At 69.4% G+C, this 21,092-nt stretch carries 20 protein-coding genes and 4 pseudogenes; 10 read left to right on the forward strand and 14 right to left on the reverse strand.

Annotated features, from left to right (window positions below; all coding sequences use genetic code 11):
- Position 1 precedes the first annotated feature (1 nt).
- The 3 genes from ACZ3ZD_RS22520 to rpmB all read right to left on the reverse strand — a co-directional run bounded on the left by ACZ3ZD_RS22520 (position 2) and on the right by rpmB (position 1,411).
- A complete protein-coding gene (locus ACZ3ZD_RS22520) occupies positions 2–370 on the reverse strand; it encodes a hypothetical protein (protein WP_467400079.1) in 369 nt (122 codons plus the stop codon).
- A gap of 499 nt (positions 371–869) precedes the next feature.
- Positions 870–1,175 (reverse strand): 30S ribosomal protein S14, encoded by a 306-nt coding sequence (gene rpsN, locus ACZ3ZD_RS22525; RefSeq protein WP_467400082.1) that lies wholly within the window; start codon positions 1,173–1,175, stop codon positions 870–872.
- Positions 1,175–1,411, reverse strand: coding sequence for a 50S ribosomal protein L28 (rpmB, locus tag ACZ3ZD_RS22530; RefSeq protein WP_467400084.1), 237 nt, complete (start codon positions 1,409–1,411; stop codon positions 1,175–1,177). Before rpmB ends, rpsN begins: the two co-directional genes overlap by 1 nt.
- 75 nt (positions 1,412–1,486) lie before the next feature.
- Between rpmB and rpmG the strand changes: the two genes are divergently transcribed.
- The 4 genes from rpmG (at position 1,487) to rpsR (ending at position 3,395) form a co-directional block, all read left to right on the forward strand.
- Positions 1,487–1,651 (forward strand): 50S ribosomal protein L33, encoded by a 165-nt coding sequence (rpmG, locus tag ACZ3ZD_RS22535; RefSeq protein ID WP_014150502.1) that lies wholly within the window; start codon positions 1,487–1,489, stop codon positions 1,649–1,651.
- A gap of 5 nt (positions 1,652–1,656) precedes the next feature.
- Positions 1,657–1,914, forward strand: coding sequence for a type B 50S ribosomal protein L31 (locus ACZ3ZD_RS22540; RefSeq protein ID WP_467400089.1), 258 nt, complete (start codon positions 1,657–1,659; stop codon positions 1,912–1,914).
- Positions 1,911–3,089, forward strand: a complete 1,179-nt coding sequence (locus tag ACZ3ZD_RS22545) for a GTP-binding protein (protein WP_467400092.1) — start codon at positions 1,911–1,913, stop codon at positions 3,087–3,089. The genes ACZ3ZD_RS22540 and ACZ3ZD_RS22545 overlap by 4 nt, the downstream gene beginning before the upstream one ends.
- A gap of 63 nt (positions 3,090–3,152) precedes the next feature.
- On the forward strand, positions 3,153–3,395 hold the full coding sequence (gene rpsR, locus ACZ3ZD_RS22550; protein WP_467400094.1) for a 30S ribosomal protein S18: 243 nt from the start codon (positions 3,153–3,155) through the stop codon (positions 3,393–3,395).
- 266 nt (positions 3,396–3,661) lie between these two features.
- Here the strand turns inward: rpsR and ACZ3ZD_RS22555 are convergent.
- The 4 genes and pseudogenes from ACZ3ZD_RS22555 to ACZ3ZD_RS22570 all read right to left on the reverse strand — a co-directional run bounded on the left by ACZ3ZD_RS22555 (position 3,662) and on the right by ACZ3ZD_RS22570 (position 7,729).
- A pseudogene (locus ACZ3ZD_RS22555) lies at positions 3,662–5,038 on the reverse strand (YibE/F family protein).
- A 448-nt stretch (positions 5,039–5,486) separates the two neighbouring features.
- Positions 5,487–6,239, reverse strand: a pseudogene (locus tag ACZ3ZD_RS22560) (TIGR03943 family putative permease subunit).
- Between the two features lie 91 nt (positions 6,240–6,330).
- The gene (locus tag ACZ3ZD_RS22565) at positions 6,331–6,723 is read right to left on the reverse strand and encodes an SCO5389 family protein (protein ID WP_467400096.1); all 393 of its coding nucleotides are present in this window, start codon (positions 6,721–6,723) and stop codon (positions 6,331–6,333) included.
- A 46-nt stretch (positions 6,724–6,769) separates the two neighbouring features.
- Complete coding sequence (locus ACZ3ZD_RS22570) at positions 6,770–7,729, reverse strand: ATP-binding protein (protein WP_467400099.1); 960 nt, start codon at positions 7,727–7,729, stop codon at positions 6,770–6,772.
- Positions 7,730–8,891: 1,162 nt separating this feature from the next.
- On the opposite strand from ACZ3ZD_RS22570, the gene ACZ3ZD_RS22575 reads away from it, so the two are divergent.
- Positions 8,892–9,233, forward strand: a complete 342-nt coding sequence (locus ACZ3ZD_RS22575; RefSeq protein ID WP_467400101.1) for a hypothetical protein — start codon at positions 8,892–8,894, stop codon at positions 9,231–9,233.
- A gap of 293 nt (positions 9,234–9,526) precedes the next feature.
- Here ACZ3ZD_RS22575 and ACZ3ZD_RS22580 read toward each other — a convergent pair whose 3' ends face one another.
- Together ACZ3ZD_RS22580 and ACZ3ZD_RS22585 are read right to left on the reverse strand one after the other, a co-directional pair.
- Entirely contained in the window at positions 9,527–9,970 is a 444-nt protein-coding gene (locus ACZ3ZD_RS22580) for a DUF4259 domain-containing protein (protein WP_467400103.1), read from the reverse strand.
- A gap of 105 nt (positions 9,971–10,075) precedes the next feature.
- Positions 10,076–10,222: a hypothetical protein gene (locus ACZ3ZD_RS22585; protein WP_467400106.1), complete on the reverse strand. Its 147-nt coding sequence runs from the start codon at positions 10,220–10,222 to the stop codon at positions 10,076–10,078.
- Positions 10,223–10,516: 294 nt separating this feature from the next.
- On the opposite strand from ACZ3ZD_RS22585, the gene ACZ3ZD_RS22590 reads away from it, so the two are divergent.
- A complete protein-coding gene (locus ACZ3ZD_RS22590; protein WP_467400108.1) occupies positions 10,517–11,035 on the forward strand; it encodes a proline dehydrogenase in 519 nt (172 codons plus the stop codon).
- Between the two features lie 87 nt (positions 11,036–11,122).
- On the forward strand, positions 11,123–12,679 hold the full coding sequence (locus ACZ3ZD_RS22595; RefSeq protein WP_467400110.1) for an oxidoreductase: 1,557 nt from the start codon (positions 11,123–11,125) through the stop codon (positions 12,677–12,679).
- 102 nt (positions 12,680–12,781) lie between these two features.
- Here the strand turns inward: ACZ3ZD_RS22595 and ACZ3ZD_RS22600 are convergent.
- Positions 12,782–12,937, reverse strand: a pseudogene (locus ACZ3ZD_RS22600) (FAD binding domain-containing protein); the annotation flags it as partial.
- A 168-nt stretch (positions 12,938–13,105) separates the two neighbouring features.
- Between ACZ3ZD_RS22600 and ACZ3ZD_RS22605 the strand changes: the two are divergent.
- Positions 13,106–14,434: a PucR family transcriptional regulator ligand-binding domain-containing protein gene (locus tag ACZ3ZD_RS22605; protein WP_467400113.1), complete on the forward strand. Its 1,329-nt coding sequence runs from the start codon at positions 13,106–13,108 to the stop codon at positions 14,432–14,434.
- On the forward strand, positions 14,431–14,679 hold the full coding sequence (locus tag ACZ3ZD_RS22610) for a helix-turn-helix domain-containing protein (protein ID WP_467400205.1): 249 nt from the start codon (positions 14,431–14,433) through the stop codon (positions 14,677–14,679). The genes ACZ3ZD_RS22605 and ACZ3ZD_RS22610 overlap by 4 nt, the downstream gene beginning before the upstream one ends.
- Here ACZ3ZD_RS22610 and ACZ3ZD_RS22615 read toward each other — a convergent pair.
- From ACZ3ZD_RS22615 to ACZ3ZD_RS22625, 3 genes are all read right to left on the reverse strand, one after another.
- Positions 14,618–15,034 (reverse strand): TOBE domain-containing protein, encoded by a 417-nt coding sequence (locus tag ACZ3ZD_RS22615; protein WP_467400115.1) that lies wholly within the window; start codon positions 15,032–15,034, stop codon positions 14,618–14,620. The genes ACZ3ZD_RS22610 and ACZ3ZD_RS22615 overlap by 62 nt on opposite strands.
- A gap of 340 nt (positions 15,035–15,374) precedes the next feature.
- On the reverse strand, positions 15,375–16,550 hold the full coding sequence (locus ACZ3ZD_RS22620; RefSeq protein WP_467400118.1) for a glutathione-independent formaldehyde dehydrogenase: 1,176 nt from the start codon (positions 16,548–16,550) through the stop codon (positions 15,375–15,377).
- 242 nt (positions 16,551–16,792) lie between these two features.
- Positions 16,793–17,977 (reverse strand): hypothetical protein, encoded by a 1,185-nt coding sequence (locus ACZ3ZD_RS22625; protein ID WP_467400207.1) that lies wholly within the window; start codon positions 17,975–17,977, stop codon positions 16,793–16,795.
- Between the two features lie 268 nt (positions 17,978–18,245).
- On the opposite strand from ACZ3ZD_RS22625, the gene uvrA reads away from it, so the two are divergent.
- The gene (gene uvrA / locus ACZ3ZD_RS22630) at positions 18,246–20,714 is read left to right on the forward strand and encodes an excinuclease ABC subunit UvrA (protein WP_467400120.1); all 2,469 of its coding nucleotides are present in this window, start codon (positions 18,246–18,248) and stop codon (positions 20,712–20,714) included.
- Between the two features lie 128 nt (positions 20,715–20,842).
- On the opposite strand, the pseudogene ACZ3ZD_RS22635 reads toward uvrA, so the two are convergent.
- A pseudogene (locus ACZ3ZD_RS22635) lies at positions 20,843–21,046 on the reverse strand (DJ-1/PfpI family protein); the annotation flags it as partial.
- Between the last annotated feature and the right edge of the window lie 46 nt (positions 21,047–21,092).

A 21,092-nucleotide genomic window follows, 5' to 3' on the forward strand; every position in this document is an offset into this window, starting at 1 on the left:
GTCAGCGAAGACGGTGCGGCGCAGGTCGATCGCGCCGGGCGGGTCGAGATCCAACCAGCGCGTGGGGCCGTTGTCGGGGCGCTCGTACCGGGTGTTGAGTCCGGCCGCGATCTCGACGGCCGGTGCCGGTGGGGTGGGCGGCGAGGAAGCCCGTGACCCACCGGTCGAAAAGGCTGGTGCGCAGCACCGTGCCGGTGAGGCTCGGCAGGGTGTCGAAGCGAGAGAAGTCGTAGTCGATCGAGGCGACGATCTCCGCGGCGCGGGTGTCGCGCAGGATGGCGTCCGGCTTCCAGTCGTCCACCGCGCGCCCGTAGAGCGGGATGAACAAAGTCTCCTGGACTGTGCCCAGACATACACCGTGCCCCGTCATGACAGCCAGCCTTGCGATTCACTGTCTGTGTAGCGGATGTACCGGGCCGGGCGGTGCCGTGGCTGCGTCTACCGCCCGACCCGGAGTTTTAGGCCCACGCCACGAGTTCCTGAGATTCGTGGTCGCAGGCGTCGTCGACGCCGTAGGTGTCCCAGGCGGGGAACGGATCGTCCGCCAGCAGGCGCTCGCCATCCGCCAGCAGGCAGTCGGTGAGCGCGGCGCGGAGCGCCTCGGCATGCAGGTGCGAAGCTTGACTGCGCCTTCGGCAGGGCCGCCCCCCTTGAGTGCCGCGCCGTCGAGTGAGACAGGGCGACCGAGAGTCGGGCACGGTTATGAAAGCGACGGACAGCTGCCGTTCGGGTTGAACGGCCCTGCGAGCTTGCATGCCGTACGAGGGCATCCGGCTCTCGAAGGCCGGCTGCCGCGGAGGGTGCCGTCGGGCAACGGTCGTCGATGCCCTGGTGCCACCTCCCGCGGTGTCAACCGGATCGGGTGGGGGTCACCAACTGCTCTTGGTCACGCCCGGGAGTTCACCCGCGTGGGCCATTTCGCGTACGCGGATGCGGGACAGACCGAAGGTGCGCAGGTGGCCGCGGGGGCGGCCGTCCACGGCGTCCCGGTTGCGGAGGCGGGTGGCGCTGGCGTCACGAGGCTGGCGGCGCAGTTCGCTCTGGGCGGCGGCGCGTTCGTCGTCGGACGTCCGGGGAGACGAGATGATCGCCTTCAGTTCGGCGCGGCGTGCGGCGTATCGGGCCACGATGAGGCGCCGCTGTTCGTTCTTCGCGATCTTGCTCTTCTTCGCCATCAGACCTTCCCTCCCCGGGCGCGGATGCGGGCCACGGCTGCCTCGACGCCGATCGTGTCGACCGTCTTGATGCCCTTGGTGGAGAGGGTGAGCCGGACGTGGCGGCCTTCGCTGGGCAGCCAGTAGCGCCTGCGCTGGATGTTGGGGTCGAAGCGACGCTTGGTGCGTCGGTGCGAGAAAGAGATGTGGTGGCCGAAGCCGGGCTGTCGGCCGGTGAGTTGGCAGTGAGCGGACATGGTTCCTCCTTGCTCGGTGGTAGCACCGTATCAGCTTAATGAAAATGAAAACCAATCTCCTGTATGGTGCCGTCCATGGCCCGTAACGAACTGCGCCCGATCATCAAGCTGAGGTCCACCGCCGGGACCGGCTACACCTACGTGACCCGCAAGAACCGCCGTAACAACCCCGACCGGCTGACGCTGCGCAAGTACGACCCGGTCGCCGGCCGCCACGTCGACTTCCGTGAGGAGCGCTGAGAGCCGTGAAGCCCGGAATCCACCCCGAGTACCGCCCCGTCGTCTTCCGTGACCGGGCCGCCGACTACGCCTTCCTCACCCGGTCCACGGCCACCAACGACAAGACCGTCGAATGGGAGGACGGCAACACCTATCCGGTCATCGACGTCGAGACCTCCTCGGCGAGCCACCCCTTCTACACCGGCACCCAACGGGTCCTGGACACCGCGGGCCGGGTCGAGCGCTTCGAGCGGCGCTACGGACACGGAGGTAGCAAGCAGTGAGCGAGGACCGGACGCGGCTGCCGGTCGCGATCGTCGCCGGGTTGCACGCCGACGCTCGCAAGGCCGCCGTGGAGGAGATCCTGCGCACGGTTCCCGGCTCGATGGCGCTCCACCACGACCTGACGTCCGCCGTGGACAGCGCCGTGCACCGCACGGTACGCGACGCCAGCGGCCTGCTGGGCAGCGGCGACGCACCCCTGGTGAACGACTGCGCGTGCTGTGCCTTGCGCGAGGACCTCGTCCCTGAACTGCTGCGCCTCGCGGAGGAAGGCCGGTGCCGGCTGGCCGTCGTGGAACTGTGGGACTCCGTCGAGCCCCAGGCCATGGCCGGGGTGATAGTCGCCGCGGGCGCACCGCTGGCTCTGACCGGCGTTGCCACCGCAGTCGACCCGGCACTCGTCCTGCCGTACCTCTCCAACGGCGACGACCTGGCCGACGTCGGCCTCGCCGCCGCGCCGACCGACCAGCGCACCGTCGCCGACACCTTCGCCCGGCAGCTGGAGTACCCCACGGTCGTCGCCCTGGCGGAGGACGGCTCGGGGGGAGGGGACGGCGAGTGCGCCGACGACGGCGACCGCGCGCTGCTCGCCCAGCTCACACCCGGCGCACGACCGATACGTGTCGGAAGAGGTGGCACTCTGGGCGCCGCTCTGCTGGCGGGGTTCGATGTGGCGGCGGCCGCCGCCCGCCTGCATCCCGCGTGCGCGCTGCTGCCGCAGGAGTGCGACGAGCACGGCGTGAGCACCCTCGTCTGGCGGCGCGAGCGGCCCTTCCACCCGCAGCGCCTCTACGCGGCGCTGGAGGATCTCACCTGCGCCGCCGCCCGCAGCCGTGGACGATTTTGGCTGGCGGATCGTCCCGACACGCTGCTGTCCTGGGACGCCGCGGGCGGTGCGCTGTGCGTGGAGTCGGCCGGGCCCTGGCTGGCCGCCCTGCCAGAGGCCGCTTGGGAGATGGTTCCGGCCGAACGGCGCGTCGCGGCCTCTCTGGACTGGCACCCCGAGCACGGTGACCGCTGCCAGCACCTCACCTTCACCTCGCCCGGCCTGGACCGCGACGGTCTGCTGGCCCTGCTCGACTCTTGCCTGCTCACCGACGAGGAGTACGCGGCGGGCAGGGACGGCTGGAAAGAACTGCCGCACGCCTTCGACGACTTGCTCGACTCAGTGGTCTGAACCTTGGCTGCCCCATGGCCCGCCTGTCCGACCGCATCCCATAGAGAGAGGACCGATCCGACCGTGCCCCGAATCAAGACCACCCGGCGGCAGACAGCCAAGCGTCAGCGGGCCAACCCGCTGGACGCCGCCGGCATCACGTACATCGACTACAAGGACACCGATCTGCTGCGGAAGTTCATCTCCGACCGCGGCAAGATTCGCAGCCGTCGGGTGACCCACGTGACGCGTCAGCAGCAGCGGCAGATAGCGCAGGCCGTCAAGAACGCACGCGAGATGGCTCTGCTGCCCTACAGTTCCCGATAGTCGGCGCGCGTCAGCGCTTTGTTGCGTCCGGGTCCGACGGCGCCGCAACCTGCCTGGCCGTCGTGGCACCCAGCACCGGTGGCCAGGCTGTCGACGACCCCGGCCCCCCCTGGGACGCAGGTGCCGGTCACCCGTCACCCACGTCCACGTGCACCCACGTGTCCGTCTCGCCGGCGTCCGCGCCGCGGACCTCCGCCGTGCTTGTCGTCGCGTCGGGCCGCGCAGCAAGGGGCCACGCGGCCGGGTCCACCTCGGAACGATCGCTGCTACCGCTTCCGCCGCCGCCCTCTCCCGCTCCGGCCTGCAGCCGGTCCGCCGGCCGCCGCCTCCGCACCTGCTGTCGCCGTTGCCGCCTGCGGGCCGGGTCGGTCGGCCGAGACCACCAGGGCGGCGAGCAACGTGGTGATCGGGACCGAGGCGACCAGACCGATCGAACCCACCAGTGTCCGCACGATCTCCTCGGCCACCAGCTCGCTGTTGGCCACCGTCCCGACGCTGCTCTGGGCGATCGAGAACAGCAGCAGCAGTGGCAGCGCGGCACCGGCGTAGGCGAGGACGAGGGTGTTGACGACGGAGGCGATGTGGTCGCGGCCGATCCGGATGGCCGCCCGGTACAGGCCGCGCCAGCCCATCGCCGGGTTGGCCTCGTGCAGCTCCCAGACCGCCGACGTCTGCGTCACCGTCACATCGTCGAGGACACCGAGCGAACCGATGATGACGCCGGCCAGCAGCAGACCGCTCATGTCGATCGACGGATAGAGGCCGTGGATCAGGCCGGTGTTGTCGTCCGTGTTCCCGGTGAGTGCGGCCCAGTCGATGAACTCCGCGCCGAGGATGCCGATCAGCAGCAGGGAGACGAGCGTGCCGAGCACGGCGACTGAGGTACGGGCCGACAGTCCATGGCACATGTAGAGCGCGATGAGCATGATCGCGCTCGCCCCGACGACAGCCACCAGCAGCGGATTCGCGCCCTGCAGGATCGCGGGCAGGATGAACAGGGTCAGCACGAGGAAGCTCACGGCCAGTGCGACCAGCGCCATGACACCGCGCATCCGGCCCACCACGACGACCGCGAGGGCGAAGATCCCCGCGAGCAGCGCCATCGGGAACTTCCGGTCCACGTCGGCCACCGAGTACTGCAGGTCCTTCGGCGCCGAGGGCTCGTAGGCGACCACGACCTTCTCACCCTGGTGAAGCTGCCGTGACTGGTCGGGCTGCACGATCTCGGTGAAAGTACGGCCCTTGTCGTCGCCGGTGTCGACCCTGATGGTCGCCTTCTTGCAGGTGCCGTTCGCTTCCTGGACTGCCGAGTTTCCCTCGGCGGTGGAGGTGTCGCCGGTCGGGGTTTCTCCCGAGGCGTTCACCGACTTGCAGCTCACCTCGACGACCTTGGTGACCGTGGCCTGCTACGTCTGCTGGTCGAAGCCGACGCCGGTGCGCTTGTGTGACGGGGCTCCGCCGGGCCAGAGCACCACCAGCCCGGCCAGGACCGCCGCGGTGAACGGGATCAGGATCGCCGCGATGACCTTGCGCAGGTGCTTCGAGACCGGCGCGGCGGGCCTGTGACTGTGGCTGTGCGTGTGTCCGTGACCATCGGCGCCCCATTCGGGGCCGTGATCGGGGCCGTGTCCGGTGCCGGTCACTGTGGCGCGCTCGTTCCCATCAGGGGAGTATTCCCGTTGCCCGTGGCGGGAGACGGAAGGTGGCTCGCGCCAGGAACGGCTCCGTAGCCGGAGTGAGGTGCCGGCTCGGAAGGATTGCCGTACCCGTAGTCGTGGCCGTAATCGCTCGCGCGATCACCCCTGACTCGGAGCCGGTTGCCGACCCCGCTCCGGTCTCCGGCCCACTGCCGGTCAGCGGCTCCCGTGGCGTCTCCCTCGCGATTGTCCGTCCCCCTCCGGAGCCGGACCTGCGCGGCGGCTCCAAGGAAGGGTACGTGAACGGCTGTGCCATGGTCTCAACCTGATGATCGCGAGAATGTCGGGGCAGCTGTCCGCGTCCGTACCCCTTCCGGCGGCGCAACCAGCGGACAAGAAAGGTCCCCGCTCCGACGCTCGTGGTGTGCGTACGGCCGACCTGTGTCGTCCCGGGTCAGCGCTTCTCGTACGGGTCCGGCGGCTCCGTGACCTGTCTGACCGCCTTGGCGTCCAGGAGCGGGGGCCAGGCCGCCGACGATCTCGGCTTGCCCTTGGGAAGCCAGGTGCCTGTCACTGTCACCCACGTGTCCGTCTTCGGTGCGTCCGTACCGCGGACTTTTACCTTGCTCGTCGTCGCGTCGGCCGCGCAGCAAGAGACCAGGAGCCGGGTCACGTATCAGGTGCCGTCGTCGCCGCGTGTGACGAAGCCGGTCAGCCGGACCGTGCGGCCCCTCAGCGACTGTCCGCTGTCGTAGATCGCGCGGGAGCTGTAGCCGACCACGTTCAGGTCCACCGGGTCACCGGCCGGCAGTGCCGGCAAGGTGCCGACACCCTCCGCCGCGCGCTGGGCGTCTTCGCGGGCTGCGCTGCAGGAGCCGAGTGCGGGCGACGGGAAGAGGAGTAGTGCGGCCGCGGGCAGCGTGAGCAACCAGGCGAGGCGCGACCCGCCCGGGTGGGAGGGGCCGTGGTCGTGCGCGTCCTCGTCCGGGTGCGCATCCCCGTCCGCGGTTGAGGCACCTCCCCGGGCCGCTCGCGATGTCATCCCCACCCTCACCAGCCCGAGCAGGCCCAGCAGCAGCCCGGACGCGATGAGGTACGGCCGCAGCCCGGGCTGCACGTACCGCAGGTACAGGTCGCTGAACAGCGAGATCCGCAGCACGGCGGCGTCCACCAGGAGCAACAGCACGGCAGGCCCATACCGTCTCACAGCAGCCACCACCCCACACGAGCGACCAGGTGTCGGCTCACGGACGTGGCGGCGTGCGTCGTCGCCACGATCCGCTGCCCCGCCGAGCGGCTCAGCAGTCGCGGGACTCCGGCGACTGGTTGAGGATCTGCGCGCGCAGAGAGGTGAAACGCGTGTGGGTCTCGCCGCCGCGTGCCTCGGGGCTGAAGACGGCGACGCGGTGCCAGTTCTGGAAGGCGAGGGTGACACCGAAGTGGCGTTCCAGGCTACCGCGGATCGCATCGCTGGACAGGGCACGCAGCAGCTGACCGCGCTCACTCTCGGAGGGCGGCGCGGTCTGATTGTCCGCGAACTCCGCCGTGCCGGCACGCAGTTCGTCAGCCAGGCGGGCGATGAGGTCGTAGGCGTACGGCAGGGAGGTGCGGATCGTTTCCACGAAGTCTTGCTCCGGTACCTCGCCGTTCTCGGCTTCGACGAGCAGCTGCGGGGAGACGTCGAGCGACATGAAGGTCTGTCCTGTTCTGTGGTTCTGTGGTTGCGGTGGCTGGGGGTCAGGGGCGGGCGGCCAGGGCCTCGGGTCCGTGCTGGAATTCGGGGTCGACCTGGGTCGTGAGATCCTGGCCGGTCGCCTCGTTGGCCCAGGCGGTGGCGTTGCGCAGATGGAACTCGACAGCGTGCCGCTGGAAGGCGCCCCAGTCCTTGCGGCGGGCGTCGACGGCTGCGCGCAGTCGGTCCAGGGTGCGGGTGTTGTGGGGCTCCAGGTCGCCGTGGCAGCGGCCCTGCTCCTGGGCGCGGACGTACGAGGACTGCACGCAGTGGGCGTGCAGGTCGTCGCCGACGTGCGTGCGGAGGAAGGCGAGATCGTCCTCGCCGGTGACCTTGTTGCCGACGACGGCGACCGGGATGCCGAACTCGGCCGCGTGGTCGCGGTACTGGCGGTAGACGGAGACGCTCTTCCGGGTCGGTTCGACGACGAGGAACGTCATGTCGAAACGGGTGAACAGGCCGGAGGCGAATGCGTCGGCGCCGGCGGTCATGTCGACGACGACGTATTCGTTCGGTCCGTCCACGAGGTGGTTGAGGTAGAGCTCGACCGCGCCGAGCTTGGAGTGGTAGCAGGCGACGCCGAGGTCGCTCTCGTCGAAGGCGCCGGTGACCATGAGCGGTACGCCGCCGACCTCCTGGACGTGGTGGGAGTGGACCTCGTCCTCGTCCAACAGCCGTAGCAGGCGGGAGCCGCGGCCGGGCGGGGTTGTCTTGACCATGGCGTCGCGGGACGAGATCCGCGGGTTGGTGCCCCGCAGGTAGTCCTTGATCTCGCCGGTCCGCGTGCTGAGCGGCGGCGCGGCGAAGAACTCGTCCTCGTCGAGGCCGAGGGCGTACGCCAGGTGCTGGTTGATGTCGCCGTCGATGGCGATGATTGGCGCGCCCGCGCGCGCCAGGTGACGGGAGAAGAGAGCCGACAGGGTCGTCTTGCCGCTGCCGCCCTTGCCCACGAACGCGACGCGCATGGCTAACCACTCCTGTTGAAAATGGATGTCATGAGCACAGGCTGGTGGTGCGACGTGGTGCTGTCAAATCGCTCGCGCCTCAACTGACCTACTCAAGGGGCGCGTTGGGTCGACCATTGTTCAAACAGGGGATCCCATTGTGACTTTCGTGGTAAACGTGGAAATGAGACACGTTAAATGCGGCCCTCGGGTCAGCCAGTCGCCCTTGTCATTTGCGGCTCCTGTCGTGCTGCCGGTCAGGTGAGGGACGGGCTACGCCGCCTGGCCCGCCCGCACGTGACGCCCCCGCGACGAGGGTTCGTGAACCCCGCGGTGACGACCGGCATAGCGTTGACGGACACGTTCGCCGGCATTGTGCTCGGCTCGGTCGCCCCGTTCATCGCGGCTCAGGTAGTCGGTGTCGTATGCGTGGGGGTGGCCGGCTCGGGCTCGAGCTGAACGACTGGGACACCGGCCTGGGCAGGGGCGGCCGGACGTCCGAAGACCCCCACCACGAGTACCAGCCCTGCTGGTGTCGCAGGGAGCGCTACGGTGAGTGACGATCTCTGGTACCTGCCATCAAGCCCCACAGCCAGCCAGATCGAGCACGGCCTCGTCTCCCACCCAGCACGAGATTTCCCGGTGCTGGTTCGGTGCTGACTGCGAAGGGTCAATGGCGGAGAATCCGCAGGTCGTAGCTCTGGTCGGATGAGTTGTCGTACCACTCGATGGTGGTCCCGATGAGGCTGGCGGCGACGATTCTGGGGAGGCTGGCGGGGGGTGGGGGAGCGGTGGTTCCGGAGGCCATGTGCGCCACTTCCTCGTGTGCGGTGGGGACGGGTACGTGTCGGCACACGGTAGGAAGACGCAGGTCAGGGGCACATGTGGTGGGGCAACATAGTTCCGGGGGCGGCTATGCGTGCGGCCACCATGCCGGGCCGGGGGAGGGCGGTTCACGGGCTCGGCAATGGTCGAGACCAGCGCTGTCCGGGAAGCGTAGTCGGGGATGATTTGACGGTGCGGTGCTGACTCCCGTGCTGGTTCGGTTCTGACTGAAAGCCCATGTCATCACCCGTCTTCACCCCCTCCCGTCTCAGGGGTCCGGTCTCAAACGATCTGGTCCCCCTTGTGGCGACTGCACAGCGCACAGGTCACCATTTCCCACCCGAGTCGTTATTCGATCATGAACAGGATGCATTCCATCGCCAGGGCCATGGCGGCAGCCGGCGGGGCTGCGGTGCTACTTGCCGCGTTCATCAGCCCTGCCAACGCCGCGGACGGCCAGTTCCCCTACACCAAGTTCGACACCGGGACCCTAGACGCACTCGTCAACCCGCCCAACGGCGTCTGCCTGCAACTGCCAGGCGGAGCAGCTCACGCGGGCAACGACACGAACGCCACCGCCTTCGTGTACGCCGACGGCAACTGCCAACAACTGCTCACCATCGTTGGTGTCGGAGGCACCTGGGACGAGACGGACCCGCCGCCGCTGCCCGCCCGCAGTGTGAGCTTCGGATCCGGCTGATCGGAGGCCGCCCGATCCGTCTGTCCCTCCTTCGGATCAACCACAACGCCGTAGGCGCTTGCCGCGCCTACGGCGCTCTGCTTGTCCCTTCTCAATGAGGTTCGTTGGCTGGCGGGCTCTGGGCTGGGGAATGTCATCTTGGAGTGAGACAGTCCTGTGGGTCGTGGTGTCACGGGCGGTGCGGGTTGCTCGGATGATGACTGGTGTGTCAACGAGGTTGGTGGCGGTCGCGGATCTGAGCTGGGGAATGACAACCTTGCTGGCGGAAGGTGCTTGTTTTCTCAGGGTATTTGTCAGTTTCCCGAAGCGGCCCAGCTGAGCTGTTCTCCCGGAGGTTGCGGCAGGAGCGCGTTTCGCAACTGGGAGAGGCCCCTTCGCCAGGGGCCGGTGCCCTCTGCGTCGCCCCAGAGTTGCAGGAGTTCGGACGGCTCGGTGACGACTCGGTCGAGGGCTTGGACAGCAAGTTCGCGGAGGCCGGCGGAGACCTCGGGGAGCGGTTGCTTCGGTCCGTAGTGGGGGCTTACGGGCTCGCCCGCGGGGCATCGCGCGGCAACAATGGCTGCGGCGGCGACTGCCTCTTGTGAGACGTCCGCGTCCAGGTAGTCATGGGTGTTGATCACATGGATGAGCGCGGTGTGGAGGATGCCTTCTCGTTCGTCTTCCGCTGCCATGTCTAGGCTGCCGCAGAAGTCGCCTGCGCTGTCGTTGTCGAAGGGGCCGACGTCCCAGGTGCCCATGGTCTCTCCTGATCGTGTTGGTGTTCGGACATGGCGCCAGTTGACACTGACAGTGGGCGGAGCCGTGGGTGTGGCAGCGACTCAATGATGAAAGGTCACTCTGACCTATGGTTCATCCGGGGTTCCAGCGTCGGCATGACGCTCGGCGAAAGAGTGCCGGAAGGCGTAGGGGTAGATCAGCGACCGGTCGAAGCCGGACGCGTTGCCCTGGGAGTCCACGGCGTCGCTGTCGAGGGTGGGGAGGCTGTTCACCCCACGCGCGCATTGCTTGGTTGAGGTTGATGCTGGTCAGATGGTCCGATCCGCCCGTGCACGTGATTGTCGGAAACAGGTAGAGCTCGCTGACCTGCGGTGCCTCGACCATGCCGTCGCGGATCGTCTGCCAGTGCTCCATCACTCGGACGGTGGAGGAGGTGATGGCAGACGGCGTCGCATCCGGCGGCCCTTGTGGTTGTTCCAGATCAGGGAGACCCGACCCGCACACCACAAGCCGGGCACGAAGCCCCGGCGAACTGAATGAACAGTAAGAACGGCAGACTAAGGCCCATGGACTCAGGACTCGCCGCGCTGCTGGGCGCCGCCATCGGCTCCGCCACCACCCTCGGGGCCGCAATCGTCAACGGCCGTGCTCAGGCACGGTCCCAGCACGCCCAATGGAGCCGCCAGCACCGCCGCGACGCCTACGTCGGCTACCTCAGCGCTCTCCACGACCGCGACATAGCCATGGACGCCGTCCTCGACGCGTTGCGTTCAGACCAAACCGACCTGCCCGACCTCGACGAGAAGATAGGCCGCTTCATCACCCTGGCTCGCGAGGTCCACCGCGCCTGCGAAATCGTCATCCTCGAAGGGCCAGCGCCTCTCACGGAAGTCGCGAAACGCGTCACCGTCGCCTCCCGCGACCTCTCGGACGTCGTGCGACGGATGACCGAGAACGCCCACGCGGGCAACACCACCCACAAGGCCGAAGACATCGCCCTTGCCGCCGAACGAGAGCGAACCCTCTACCAAGCAGTCAAGGACTTCCGCCTCGCGGCACGCAGCACCATCAGCAAGACCAACTGATCCAGAACTCCTAACAGAATGGGCTGCCCTCCGATCCGCCGCCGGTAGGGCGAGGCGATCGCGAAGGAACATCACTACTCTGCACGGGTGCTCTCATACGACGAGTTGACTGCACCGGAACGTGAGCTGTGGGATGCGTTCCCCGAGGGACGCCACGCGGACCTGCGCACGGGTGTGCCCGAGGACGACCGTGTCGCCGAGGGCGGGCAGTGGGGCCCCGGGCGGACGGTTCGGGCCGCCGTGATCGTGGCGCTTCTCCAGGGCGCGAACACCACGCAACCGGGCGCCGTCGCGTGTCTGAGGCTCACGGGGGCGCGGATATCCGGGCACCTCAACCTGGCCGGCGCGCAGATCGCTCACGCGCTCTGGCTCGAGGATTGCTGGTTCGAGGAAAGCGTGGACCTCTCCGGAGCGTCGACCCAGTCGATTGCGGTCGTGGGCAGTCGAGTGCCGGGTGTGGAAGCGGGCTTGATCCGTATGGAGGGACGCCTCGACCTGCGGCGCTCTCGCCTGGAAGGCGGCTCCGCCTCGCCCTTGCACCGCAGGGTCACCGCCTTGTCGCTCATCAACGCGCACGTGAGCGGCGCCGTAAACCTCAGCGGCGCCGAGATCACCGCACCTGAGGAATGGGCTGTGTCCGCTGGTGGACTCGTCGCTGAGGGCGGTGTCTACTGCCGGGACGGATTTGTCGCGCACGGTGAAGTCCGTCTCATGGGAGCACAGTTGTCAGGCGGACTGCACATGCGAGGTGCACTGCTGGAACGCCCTGGCCGGCGCGGAGTGGTGCTCGCCCTGGACAACGCCGTGGCCTCGACGCTCGACTTCTCCGACGGGTTCACCGCGAACGGGACCGTACGGCTGCGGGGTACTCGGATCTCGGACAACCTGACCTTTGAAGGAGCCGTACTGAACGCGCCGCCCGACGGCCACGGCCCGTCCTTGGTCGCTCCACTGATGCAGGCCGTCGACTTCGACTTCACCCTCGCCCGGCCACCGTCCGGCACCGTGGACCTGCGGGCCGCGCAGGTGTCCTACCTCCACGACAACAAGCACAGCTGGCCAGGGGTGGTGGAGCTGGACGGTTTCGTCTACGGCTCCATCAAGGTAGACGAGGCAGGTGAACGACGGGAGGCAGTGGGGCGGCGGGACTCTGTGGCCCACCGTGTGGCATGGATACGACGCAGTCCGGGCTACAACCCCCAGCCCTACGAGCAGTTGGCGAGCTGGTACCGAAAGGCCGGCCACGACGACGACGCCCGCCGCGTACTTCTCGCCAAACAGCGCCATCGGCGTCGAACTCTGCCTCCGGCCGGACGCGTGTGGGGGCACCTGCTCGACGTGACCGTCGGTTATGGCTACCGCCCCTGGCTGGCCGGCATCTGGCTCCTCCTGCTGACCGTGCTGGGCACAGTGTCCTTCGGCACACACGCCCCCAACCCGGTTCAACGAGGCGAAGGGGCCCCCTTCCAGCCCCTCGTCTACACACTCGACCTCCTGATCCCCATCGGAGGTCTGGGTCAGCGCACGGCCTGGTATTGGTCGAACGGCAGCCTTCAGTGGCTCGCCTACCTGCTGATCGCCTTCGGCTGGGTACTGACGACCGCCGTCATCGCAGGTGTCACACGCACCCTGCAGAAAAGCTGACGGGCGACAGCTGAGTTCAAGCGTCGCCGGCAGAGCAATGCACAGGAGCGTGAGAAAAGCCTGGTGGATGTCGTCGCGTTATCACCCAGCGGATTCGCAGCCGGGCTGCGGCTCGGAGAACAGATACGTGCCGCCGCCGAGCCAGGCGTCACCCGGCCGCCAGGGCGCGGGATGCCGGGCGTCCCGTACCGCCACCACCGTGTTCAGGTCCATGACCGCCAGTGAAGCAACGCGAGCAGGCCCGGACGACTGGTTCACCACACGGAAACACCGACTTTTCCAGCCCCGGCCCTGGAGGATCAACCAAGAGGCGTACCGCCCATCTGATCTCGCACTTATGACGGGATGACTCGCATACACCTGGTGAATGTGAGATGCCGGGCACGCGCCCCCGTGCCCGGCTACCGCACAGGGAGCAGAGCACACATGCACGTCGAACACCTCCTTCAGGACGAGTCCCTCGGCCTGCGCCTGCTGTGGGCCGAGCACGCCCTGCTGCGGCGGGAGATCAGCGGGGTGACCGTCACCGACCTGGAGGACCCGGCCCGCTTCGTCCGGCCGGGTGAGGCCGTGCTCAGCGGACTGGTGTGGTGGACGCCGAAAGGCGGCGCGGAGAAGGCCGAACGCTTCGTCGCCGCACTCCGGGAGGCGGATGCCGCCGTGCTGCTGGCGGGCGAGGAGACGCACGGCGCGGTGCCCGACAGCCTGGTCGAGGCATGTGTGCGGCACGGCGTGCCGGTGGCGGGGGTGCCCGCACACGTCATGTTCCGCGCGGTCACCGACACCGTGTACCTGCGGCACTGGGGCGAGCTGAGCCGCCACCACGCCCTGCCCGAGGTCGTACGCTCCACCCTGACCCGGCTCCTGGCACGGGACGCGGGCCCCGACGCGATCCTGACGGCTGCCGTCGCCCACCTCGGCCGGGCCGTCGCGTACGTCTTCACCGCTTCCGGGCGGACCGTCGCGGCTACGCAGGGAGCCCCAGCGGTCCCGGCCGAAGCGGCGATGGCCCTGATCGATGCGGGCACGGTGCCCGTCGAGGCCGATGCGCTCTCGGCGTACCAGCGCTGGCACCTGCACCTTCCCGATCCCGACGCCGTACCGCCCCGGATGCTCCAGGAGATGGCCGCGATCCTGGGCCGCTGCCAGGAGTCACAGGCCCGGCACCGGGTCGCGGCCCACCAGGCCGCCGACGGCCTCGGAACGCTGCTTGCCCAGGCCGTGGAGGATCAGGCCGCGGTGGCAGCCGGCCTTCGTGCCTGCGGACTTCCCTCGCAGGGCCCCTACCGTGTGATCGTCGCCGACACCGGAGTGCGGAGCCCGGGACCGGCGGAGGGGGCGCTTTCCGAAGTGGTGGCTCACCTGGGTCCTGGGCCTGCCGCGGTGGGGCGTCTGCCGGAGGGCCCCGCGTTCGCGGTCATTCCCGACACCGATGCCGCTCCCGTGGAGCTGGGAGAGGTCTGGCCGCCGGTCGCCGCCGGCGAGCCGTCCCTGCCGCTGCATGGCGGCGTCGCAGCACCGGCCGCCGGCCCGGCCGAGTTGGCCGGGGCGCTGGCCCAAGCCCGTTACGCGCTCGCCTCCGCCCGCAGCACCGCCCCGGACGCTTCACTCCTGATCCACGCTTCGACCCTCAGCAGTCTCGGCACGCTCCTGGCCGGCATCCCGGTGGAGGTCGCGCCCTCTACAGCCAGTCCGTCCTCGGCCCCCTGCTGGACACCGAGAACGCCTCCGCGGCTTCCCTGCTGGCCACCCTGAAGTCCTTCCCCGCCTGCGACGGATCGTGGGCGCGCACGGCCGAGGCGCTGCACCTGCACGTCAACACCGTCCACTACCGCGTCCAGCGCATCGAGCACTTCACCGGCCGCGACCTGTCCCGCCTCGCCGACCGCCTCGACCTGTGGACCGCCCTGCTGTGCCGGGACACCCCGCCGCCGGCGGCTACGAACCCGCCCGCTGCGAACGCTCGACGTGCACGCTCGTCGACTTCACGCGCGCGGTGACCGTCACCCCGACCGCGAGGTCCAGCTCCTCGACCGCCTCGCGCGTCACCAACGACACCAGCCGGTGCGGCCCCGACTGGATCTCCACCCGGGCCACGACGACGTCCACACTCATGGCGGTGACGATGCCCGTGAACGCGTTGCGCACGGAGGCAGGCCCTGCCTCGTCGGGGACGCCCCGCACGTCATCCGCCACACGCTTCTTGGCGAACCGGGCCAGCCCCACCCCGTCGATCACCCGGTTCCCCGCGCCGTCCCGCCCCATCGGCAGCCGACCGGCGTCCGCCCACCGGCGCACGGTCTCCGGACTCACCCGCAGCAGGCGCGCGGCCTGCCCAATGCTGTACGTCGGCACACCGAAACCCTAGGCCCTCTCTTTCGGATCTTGCCGGCGTCGCGGGGCAGCAAAGGCACCGCCGTCCCAGGCCGACCTGATCCGAAAGAAAAGGACCCAGGCCCTGCCCCCGCAGTCTCCCGCGGAGATCGTGCACGCCGCTGCGCCAGCCGCTGAACGGTCTGCTGCCACCGACACCGCTGAGCGTCCGCCGTCCGCCCTGCGGGCCGGGCAACCGCCGTTGGTTCACTCCGACCGGCGCGCAGGCGACAGTTCCGAACTCCGGTCGCGGAGCGGGCAGGTCGCCATCCGTCTCCCGGGTCGGTCCACGGGGACACAGACGGACGGCGACCCGGGTCTCCTACCGCTTCTGGCCGTTTCCGTGTCCGTTGGGGTGCAGGACCACCTTGGTCCAGCCCTCGTCGCGGGCGTCGAAGTGCTCGTAGGCGGTGGGGGCCTCGTCCAGGCTGAGCTCGTGGGAGACGACGAAGCTCGGCTTCGCCTTCCCGCCGGCGATCAGGTCCCGCAGCGCCCGATTGTATTTCTTCACCGGAGCCTGCCCGGTTCCCATGCGCTGGCCCTTGAACCACATCATGCCGAAGTCGATCGGGACCTTGCCCTGGGCCTCCAGCTCGCCCTGGGTTTCCGCGCCGCCGGGATCCTGGGGCAGGAACACGCCCACCACGCCGATGTCGCCGGTGAACCTGACCGAGTCGATCAGTCCGTTGAGGGTGAGGCTGGCGTCCTCGTGTCCCTGGGGGTCGTGTGCCTGGTAGCCGACGCACTCGCAGCCGTTGTCGGCGCCCAGACCGAGGGTGGCCTCCTTGACGACCTCCGCCGGGTTCTGCTCGGCGGTGTTGATCGGGATGGCCCCGATCTCCTCCGCCTTACGCAGCCGGTCGGGCTGGTGGTCGACCGTCCAGACGCGGCCGGCGCCCTTGAGGAGCGCGGAGTAGGTCGCCATCAGTCCGACGGGGCCGGCCCCGAAGACGACGGTCTGGTCACCCGGTTTGACGTGGGCCATCTCCGTGGCGTGATACCCGGTGGGGAAGATGTCGGCGAGCATCACGTAGTCGGTCTGCCGCTCGGCGGCGTCCTCGCCCAGACGCAGCGCGTTGAAGTCGCCGTAGGGCACGCGCAGCAGCTCCGCCTGGCCGCCCTGGTAGGGGCCCATGTCGGCGAATCCGTAGGCGGCTCCGGCGAGGGCCGGTTCCGGCTGCATGGTCAGGCAGTAGTTGGTCAGACCCTGCTCGCACTGCTTGCAGAAGCCGCAGGCGATGTTGAAGGGCAGGACCACGTACTCGCCGACCTGGACCTTGCGGACGGCCGAGCCGACCTCCACGACCTGGCCCATGTTCTCGTGTCCGAGGGTGCGGCCGGACTCGAACGAGGTGCGGCCCTCGTACATGTGCAGGTCCGAACCGCAGATGTTGGTAGTGGTGATCTTGACGATGATGTCGCAGGGATGTTCGATCTTCGCGTCCGGTACGTCCTTCACGGTGACCGTTCGCGGTCCTTCGTATACCGCTGCCTTCATGATGACTTCTCTCGGTGTCGCGGCATGAGCGCGACACAGCGATGAGGAGAGCGCGAAGAGCCTGACTCCCGGGAACCGCTATGAGGGGGTCCCATGCTCCGGCGCGCCTCCGCGGGCCGTTCACCCGGATCAGATGGAACGGTGGTGCCGCCGCCGGTCCGCCAGGCGGAGCTTCGGCGCTCCGGCGGCGTGCCGCCCGGGTCCCCGTCGACCCCTGACGCAAACAGCCACGCACCGATCGATCAGCGGATCTCCGGACCCCGACGACGACCGACCGACGGCACATCTCCGACCGAGGTCACCGGCTGGTCACCGTGGTCGTCCTGCAGCGCGCTGCGACGCTCCTGTTCGCGCTTGGAGTAGGCGGCTGCCCGGATCGCCTCGTCGCTCTCCAGCCCCGATCCCAGCGCGCCGCCCACCGTGGCGACCGAGGCGACGAACCAGGACAACGTCCAGTACTCCGTACCGTGAAGCGGGGTTCGTGTCATGGATGCGAACACTCGGTCGTTGAGGATGAACAGCGCCCACACCAGGTTGACGAGCATCAGACCCACGTAGCAGACGAGCACCCCGATACCCACGGTCACGACCGTCGAGGCGTTGTAGAGAGCCGCCCTCTTCCTCGCCTCCGGCGAAACCTCATCCGTTCGATGCCACAGGTTCGCGTCCACGACCAGCCAGCCGATCATGAGCGCGACGGACCCGACCATGGCGATCACCAGGCGTGGCGTGCTCAGGGACGCGGCCAGGCTCCAGATGGTGGAGTTCACGGTGGCGACCGCTCCCGTGGCGAGCGCGGCAGCCAGGGCTTTCGACAAGCCCGGCACCAAGCGCCACGGCCGGTTGGCGCGGACCATACCGAGGAGCACCCTCAGGTAACCGCGCGGCCCGGCGACGACGTACCGGAGATCGGCGATCTCCTCCTCACTGACCTGGTCCGGACGGATGGGCGCGAGACGACCGACGAACGGCCCCCGCAGCGGCTGACTCCCCGAAGGCCCCTCGGCCTCGGTGGTCTGCGGGCCCACCAGACTGAGCACGGCCTCTTCCACGGCCTGCCGGGCCCTTGTCTGCAGCCGGAAGCCCCCCAGCGGGGGAAGAGACAGCAGCGCCAGGCCGTGATCGTGACTCAGGTCCACCACGAGCTTGCGCCCATGCGAGTGCAGCGGAAGGTCGGTGAGGGCCACCACGATGTCCCAGTTCCCCTCACTTCTGCGGTCCCTGATCCGCTGCATCAAGGTGGACGGGTCCTCGGTCCCCGCGGTGAAGGGCTCACTGACCACCTCGACGTCGAACCGTCGTCCCTGACCCGACCTGTCGGCGAGCCGGTCGGGAAGTGTCAGGGCCATGCGCTGCGCGATCTCCGTCGGCGCATCCGGATCCGCCAGGAGAGTCACGACCGTCACGCCCTGAGACGACACCGGTATGACTCCTTCTCGTCGGCTGCTCCCGCGATCGCACGTGCCCCCAGGATGCCCCCGGACAACGCCGACGCCGCGTGACACGCTGGCCTCTGCCGGCAGGTGTAGGCGGTAGGGTCAGATCTCCTCGTCCTCCCCGTGCGGGAACTGCTCCACCGTGGGCGGTGCCGGGGCCGTTGTCGCCGAAGCCGCGATCCGCTGGACGCTCGTGTGAGCGAGACCCGGTGACGGCGCCTGTCGCGCGGTTCCCGGCGCGATCAGGTAATCAGGAACGGTGAACAAGGACGCGACGGACCCCTTCGTGCATGTCCGGGGCGCCGGTGAGAACAACCTGCGCAACGTCGATGTCGACATACCGCGGGACGCGATGGTCGCCTTCACCGGCGTCTCCGGTTCGGGCAAGTCCTCGCTCGCGTTCGGCACGCTCTACGCGGAGGCCCAGCGGCGCTACTTCGAGTCCGTGGCGCCGTACGCCCGAAGGCTTTTGCAACAGGTCGGCGCGCCGCACGTGCAGGAAATCACCGGGCTGCCACCGGCCGTGGCCCTGCAACAGCGACGCGGGTCGGCCGGCTCGCGCTCGACGGTCGGCACCCTCACCACACTGTCCAATCTGCTGCGGATGCTGTACTCCCGCGCCGGCACCTATCCGCCCGGGGCCGCACGGCTGGAAGCCGAGTCGTTCTCACCCAACACCGCGGCCGGCGCCTGCCCGGAGTGCCACGGACTGGGCGTCGTGCACGACGTCGCCGAGGACCTGCTCGTCCCGGATCCCTCGCTGAGCATCCGCGAGGGGGCGATCGCCGCCTGGCCGGGCGCCTGGCAGGGAGCCAACCTGCGCAGTGTCGTGAGCGGCCTGGGGATCGACATCGACCGGCCGTGGCGCAGGCTCAGGAAGAAGGACCGGGACTGGCTGCTGTACACGGACGAGCAGCCCTCCGTGTACATCGAGCCGGAGGAGGACCGCGTCGACTACGGCTACCAGGGCAGGTTCTGGAGCGCCCGCAAACACGTCATGCACGTCCTCGCCGACTCCAAGAGCGAGAGGATGCGCGAACGGGCGCTGCGGTTCGTCAGGAGTGTGCCCTGCCCCGCGTGTCACGGCAGCGGACTGCAGCCCGAGGCGCTCGCCGTGACCTTCGCCGGACGTTCCATCGCCGAGATCAACGCGATGCCGCTCACCGGGGTCGTGGCGCTGCTGCGGCCCGTCGCGGGGCGGTCCGAGGCCGACGCCACCACGTCGACCGCCCGGTCCGGTGAGACGACCGAGGTCGCGGTCCGGATCTGCGGCGATCTGGTCGCGCGGATCGACGTACTGCTCGACCTGGGCCTCGGATACCTCAGCCTCGGGCGCCGCTCGACGACCCTGTCGCCCGGCGAGGCGCAACGCCTGCGCATCGCCACGCAGCTGCGCTCGGGGCTGTTCGGCGTCGTCTACGTCCTCGACGAACCCTCCGCGGGCCTGCACCCGGCCGACGCGGAACCGCTGCTGGACGTGCTGGACCGCCTCAAGGCGGCGGGCAACTCGCTGTTCGTCGTGGAGCACGACATGGACGTCGTACGGCGGGCGGACTGGGTGGTCGACATCGGCCCCGGCGCGGGCGAGGGCGGCGGTCGCGTGCTGTACAGCGGCCCGGTCGCCGGTCTCGAGCGGGTCGGGGAGTCGGCCACGAGCCGGTACCTGTTCGGGCGCGCCCAGCCGCTCGATCACCGCCCGCGCACACCGCACGGCTGGCTGCACCTGAGCGGCGTCTCCCGCCACAACCTGCGCGACGTGTCCGTCGACGTACCGCTGTGCGTACTGACGGCGGTGACGGGCGTGTCCGGTTCCGGAAAGTCGACGCTGGTGACGCAGGTGCTCGCCGAGGTCGTCCGCGGCCACCTCGGACTCGTACCCGAGGAGCCCGACGAGGCGCAGCTGGAGGTCGACGTCCAGGACGCGTCGGGGGTCGAGTCGTTCGACCGGCTGGTGCGGGTCGACCAACGGCCCATCGGCCGCACTCCCCGGTCCAACCTGGCCACGTACACGGGGATGTTCGACGCGGTGCGCAAGCTGTACGCGGCGACGGACGAAGCCGGGGCGCGCGGCTACTCGGCCGGGCGGTTCTCCTTCAACGTGCCCGAAGGGCGGTGCGAGACCTGCCAGGGCGAAGGATTCGTCGCGGTGGAACTGCTGTTCCTGCCCGGCACCTACGCGCCGTGCCCGACCTGCGAGGGCGCCCGGTACAACGCCGAAACGCTGGAAGTCACCCACCGCGGCAAGAACATCGCCGAGGTGCTGGCGCTGTCCGTCGACGCCGCCGCCGAGTTCCTGTCCGACGTCCCGGCGGCCTCCCGCAGTCTGGAGACGTTGCGCGAGGTGGGACTGGGGTACCTGCGGCTGGGCCAGCCCGCGACGGAACTCAGCGGCGGCGAGGCGCAACGCATCAAACTGGCCACCGAACTGCAGCGAGCCCGTCGCGGGCACGCGCTCTACCTGCTCGACGAGCCCACGGCGGGGCTGCACCCCTCGGACATCGCGCTGCTGCTGCGACAGCTGCACCGGCTCGTCGACGCCGGCAACACGGTCGTCCTCGTCGAGCACGACCTGGACACGATCACCACCGCCGACTGGGTCATCGACCTCGGGCCGGGCGGCGGCGACGCGGGCGGCCGGGTGGTCGCGGCGGGTCCGCCGGCCAAGGTGGCCAGGGCCCGCCGCAGCGCCACCGCGCCCTATCTCGCGGCTCGGCTCGCGCGCTCCTGACACCGGCGAGGGGCTTGACCACCGGCCAGCCCAGTTCGGCGCGCAGGGTCGCGCGCGGCGCCGTGCTGCGGTGCGGCTGGTGGCGGATACGGCTCGCGAGGCGCCCCGTTCGGGCCCGTTCCGCCGGATCAGCTGGGCATGGGTCGGTGCGCCCGGCCGAACTGCTCCACGACGGCGGCGCAGAAGGCGGGCAGGTCGGCCGGGCCGCGGCTGGTGACCAGTTGCCCGTCGACGACCACCTCCTGGTCGGCGACGTCCGCGCCGGCGTTGCGCAGGCCGGTGCGGATGCCGGGCCAAGAGGTCAGGCGACGGCCGCGCACGGGGGAGGCATCCCTCGGCCAGCTGGCTGGCCGTCCGTGCGAGGCTGCACGGTGTTGC

This window comes from Streptomyces sp. NPDC023481 (genome assembly GCF_055560195.1).

What these genes read in the sequence shown, in the direction of transcription:
- ACZ3ZD_RS22520 (WP_467400079.1), bottom strand. Translation starts at nt 370, where the DNA reads ATGACGGGGCACGGTGTATGTCTGGGCACAGTCCAGGAGACTTTGTTC.
- rpsN (WP_467400082.1), bottom strand. Translation starts at nt 1,175, where the DNA reads ATGGCGAAGAAGAGCAAGATCGCGAAGAACGAACAGCGGCGCCTCATC.
- rpmB (WP_467400084.1), bottom strand. Translation starts at nt 1,411, where the DNA reads ATGTCCGCTCACTGCCAACTCACCGGCCGACAGCCCGGCTTCGGCCAC.
- rpmG (WP_014150502.1), top strand. Translation starts at nt 1,487, where the DNA reads ATGGCCCGTAACGAACTGCGCCCGATCATCAAGCTGAGGTCCACCGCC.
- ACZ3ZD_RS22565 (WP_467400096.1), bottom strand. Translation starts at nt 6,723, where the DNA reads ATGTCGCTCGACGTCTCCCCGCAGCTGCTCGTCGAAGCCGAGAACGGC.
- ACZ3ZD_RS22570 (WP_467400099.1), bottom strand. Translation starts at nt 7,729, where the DNA reads ATGCGCGTCGCGTTCGTGGGCAAGGGCGGCAGCGGCAAGACGACCCTG.
- ACZ3ZD_RS22575 (WP_467400101.1), top strand. Translation starts at nt 8,892, where the DNA reads ATGAACAGGATGCATTCCATCGCCAGGGCCATGGCGGCAGCCGGCGGG.
- ACZ3ZD_RS22580 (WP_467400103.1), bottom strand. Translation starts at nt 9,970, where the DNA reads ATGGGCACCTGGGACGTCGGCCCCTTCGACAACGACAGCGCAGGCGAC.
- ACZ3ZD_RS22590 (WP_467400108.1), top strand. Translation starts at nt 10,517, where the DNA reads ATGGACTCAGGACTCGCCGCGCTGCTGGGCGCCGCCATCGGCTCCGCC.
- ACZ3ZD_RS22605 (WP_467400113.1), top strand. Translation starts at nt 13,106, where the DNA reads ATGCACGTCGAACACCTCCTTCAGGACGAGTCCCTCGGCCTGCGCCTG.
- ACZ3ZD_RS22620 (WP_467400118.1), bottom strand. Translation starts at nt 16,550, where the DNA reads ATGAAGGCAGCGGTATACGAAGGACCGCGAACGGTCACCGTGAAGGAC.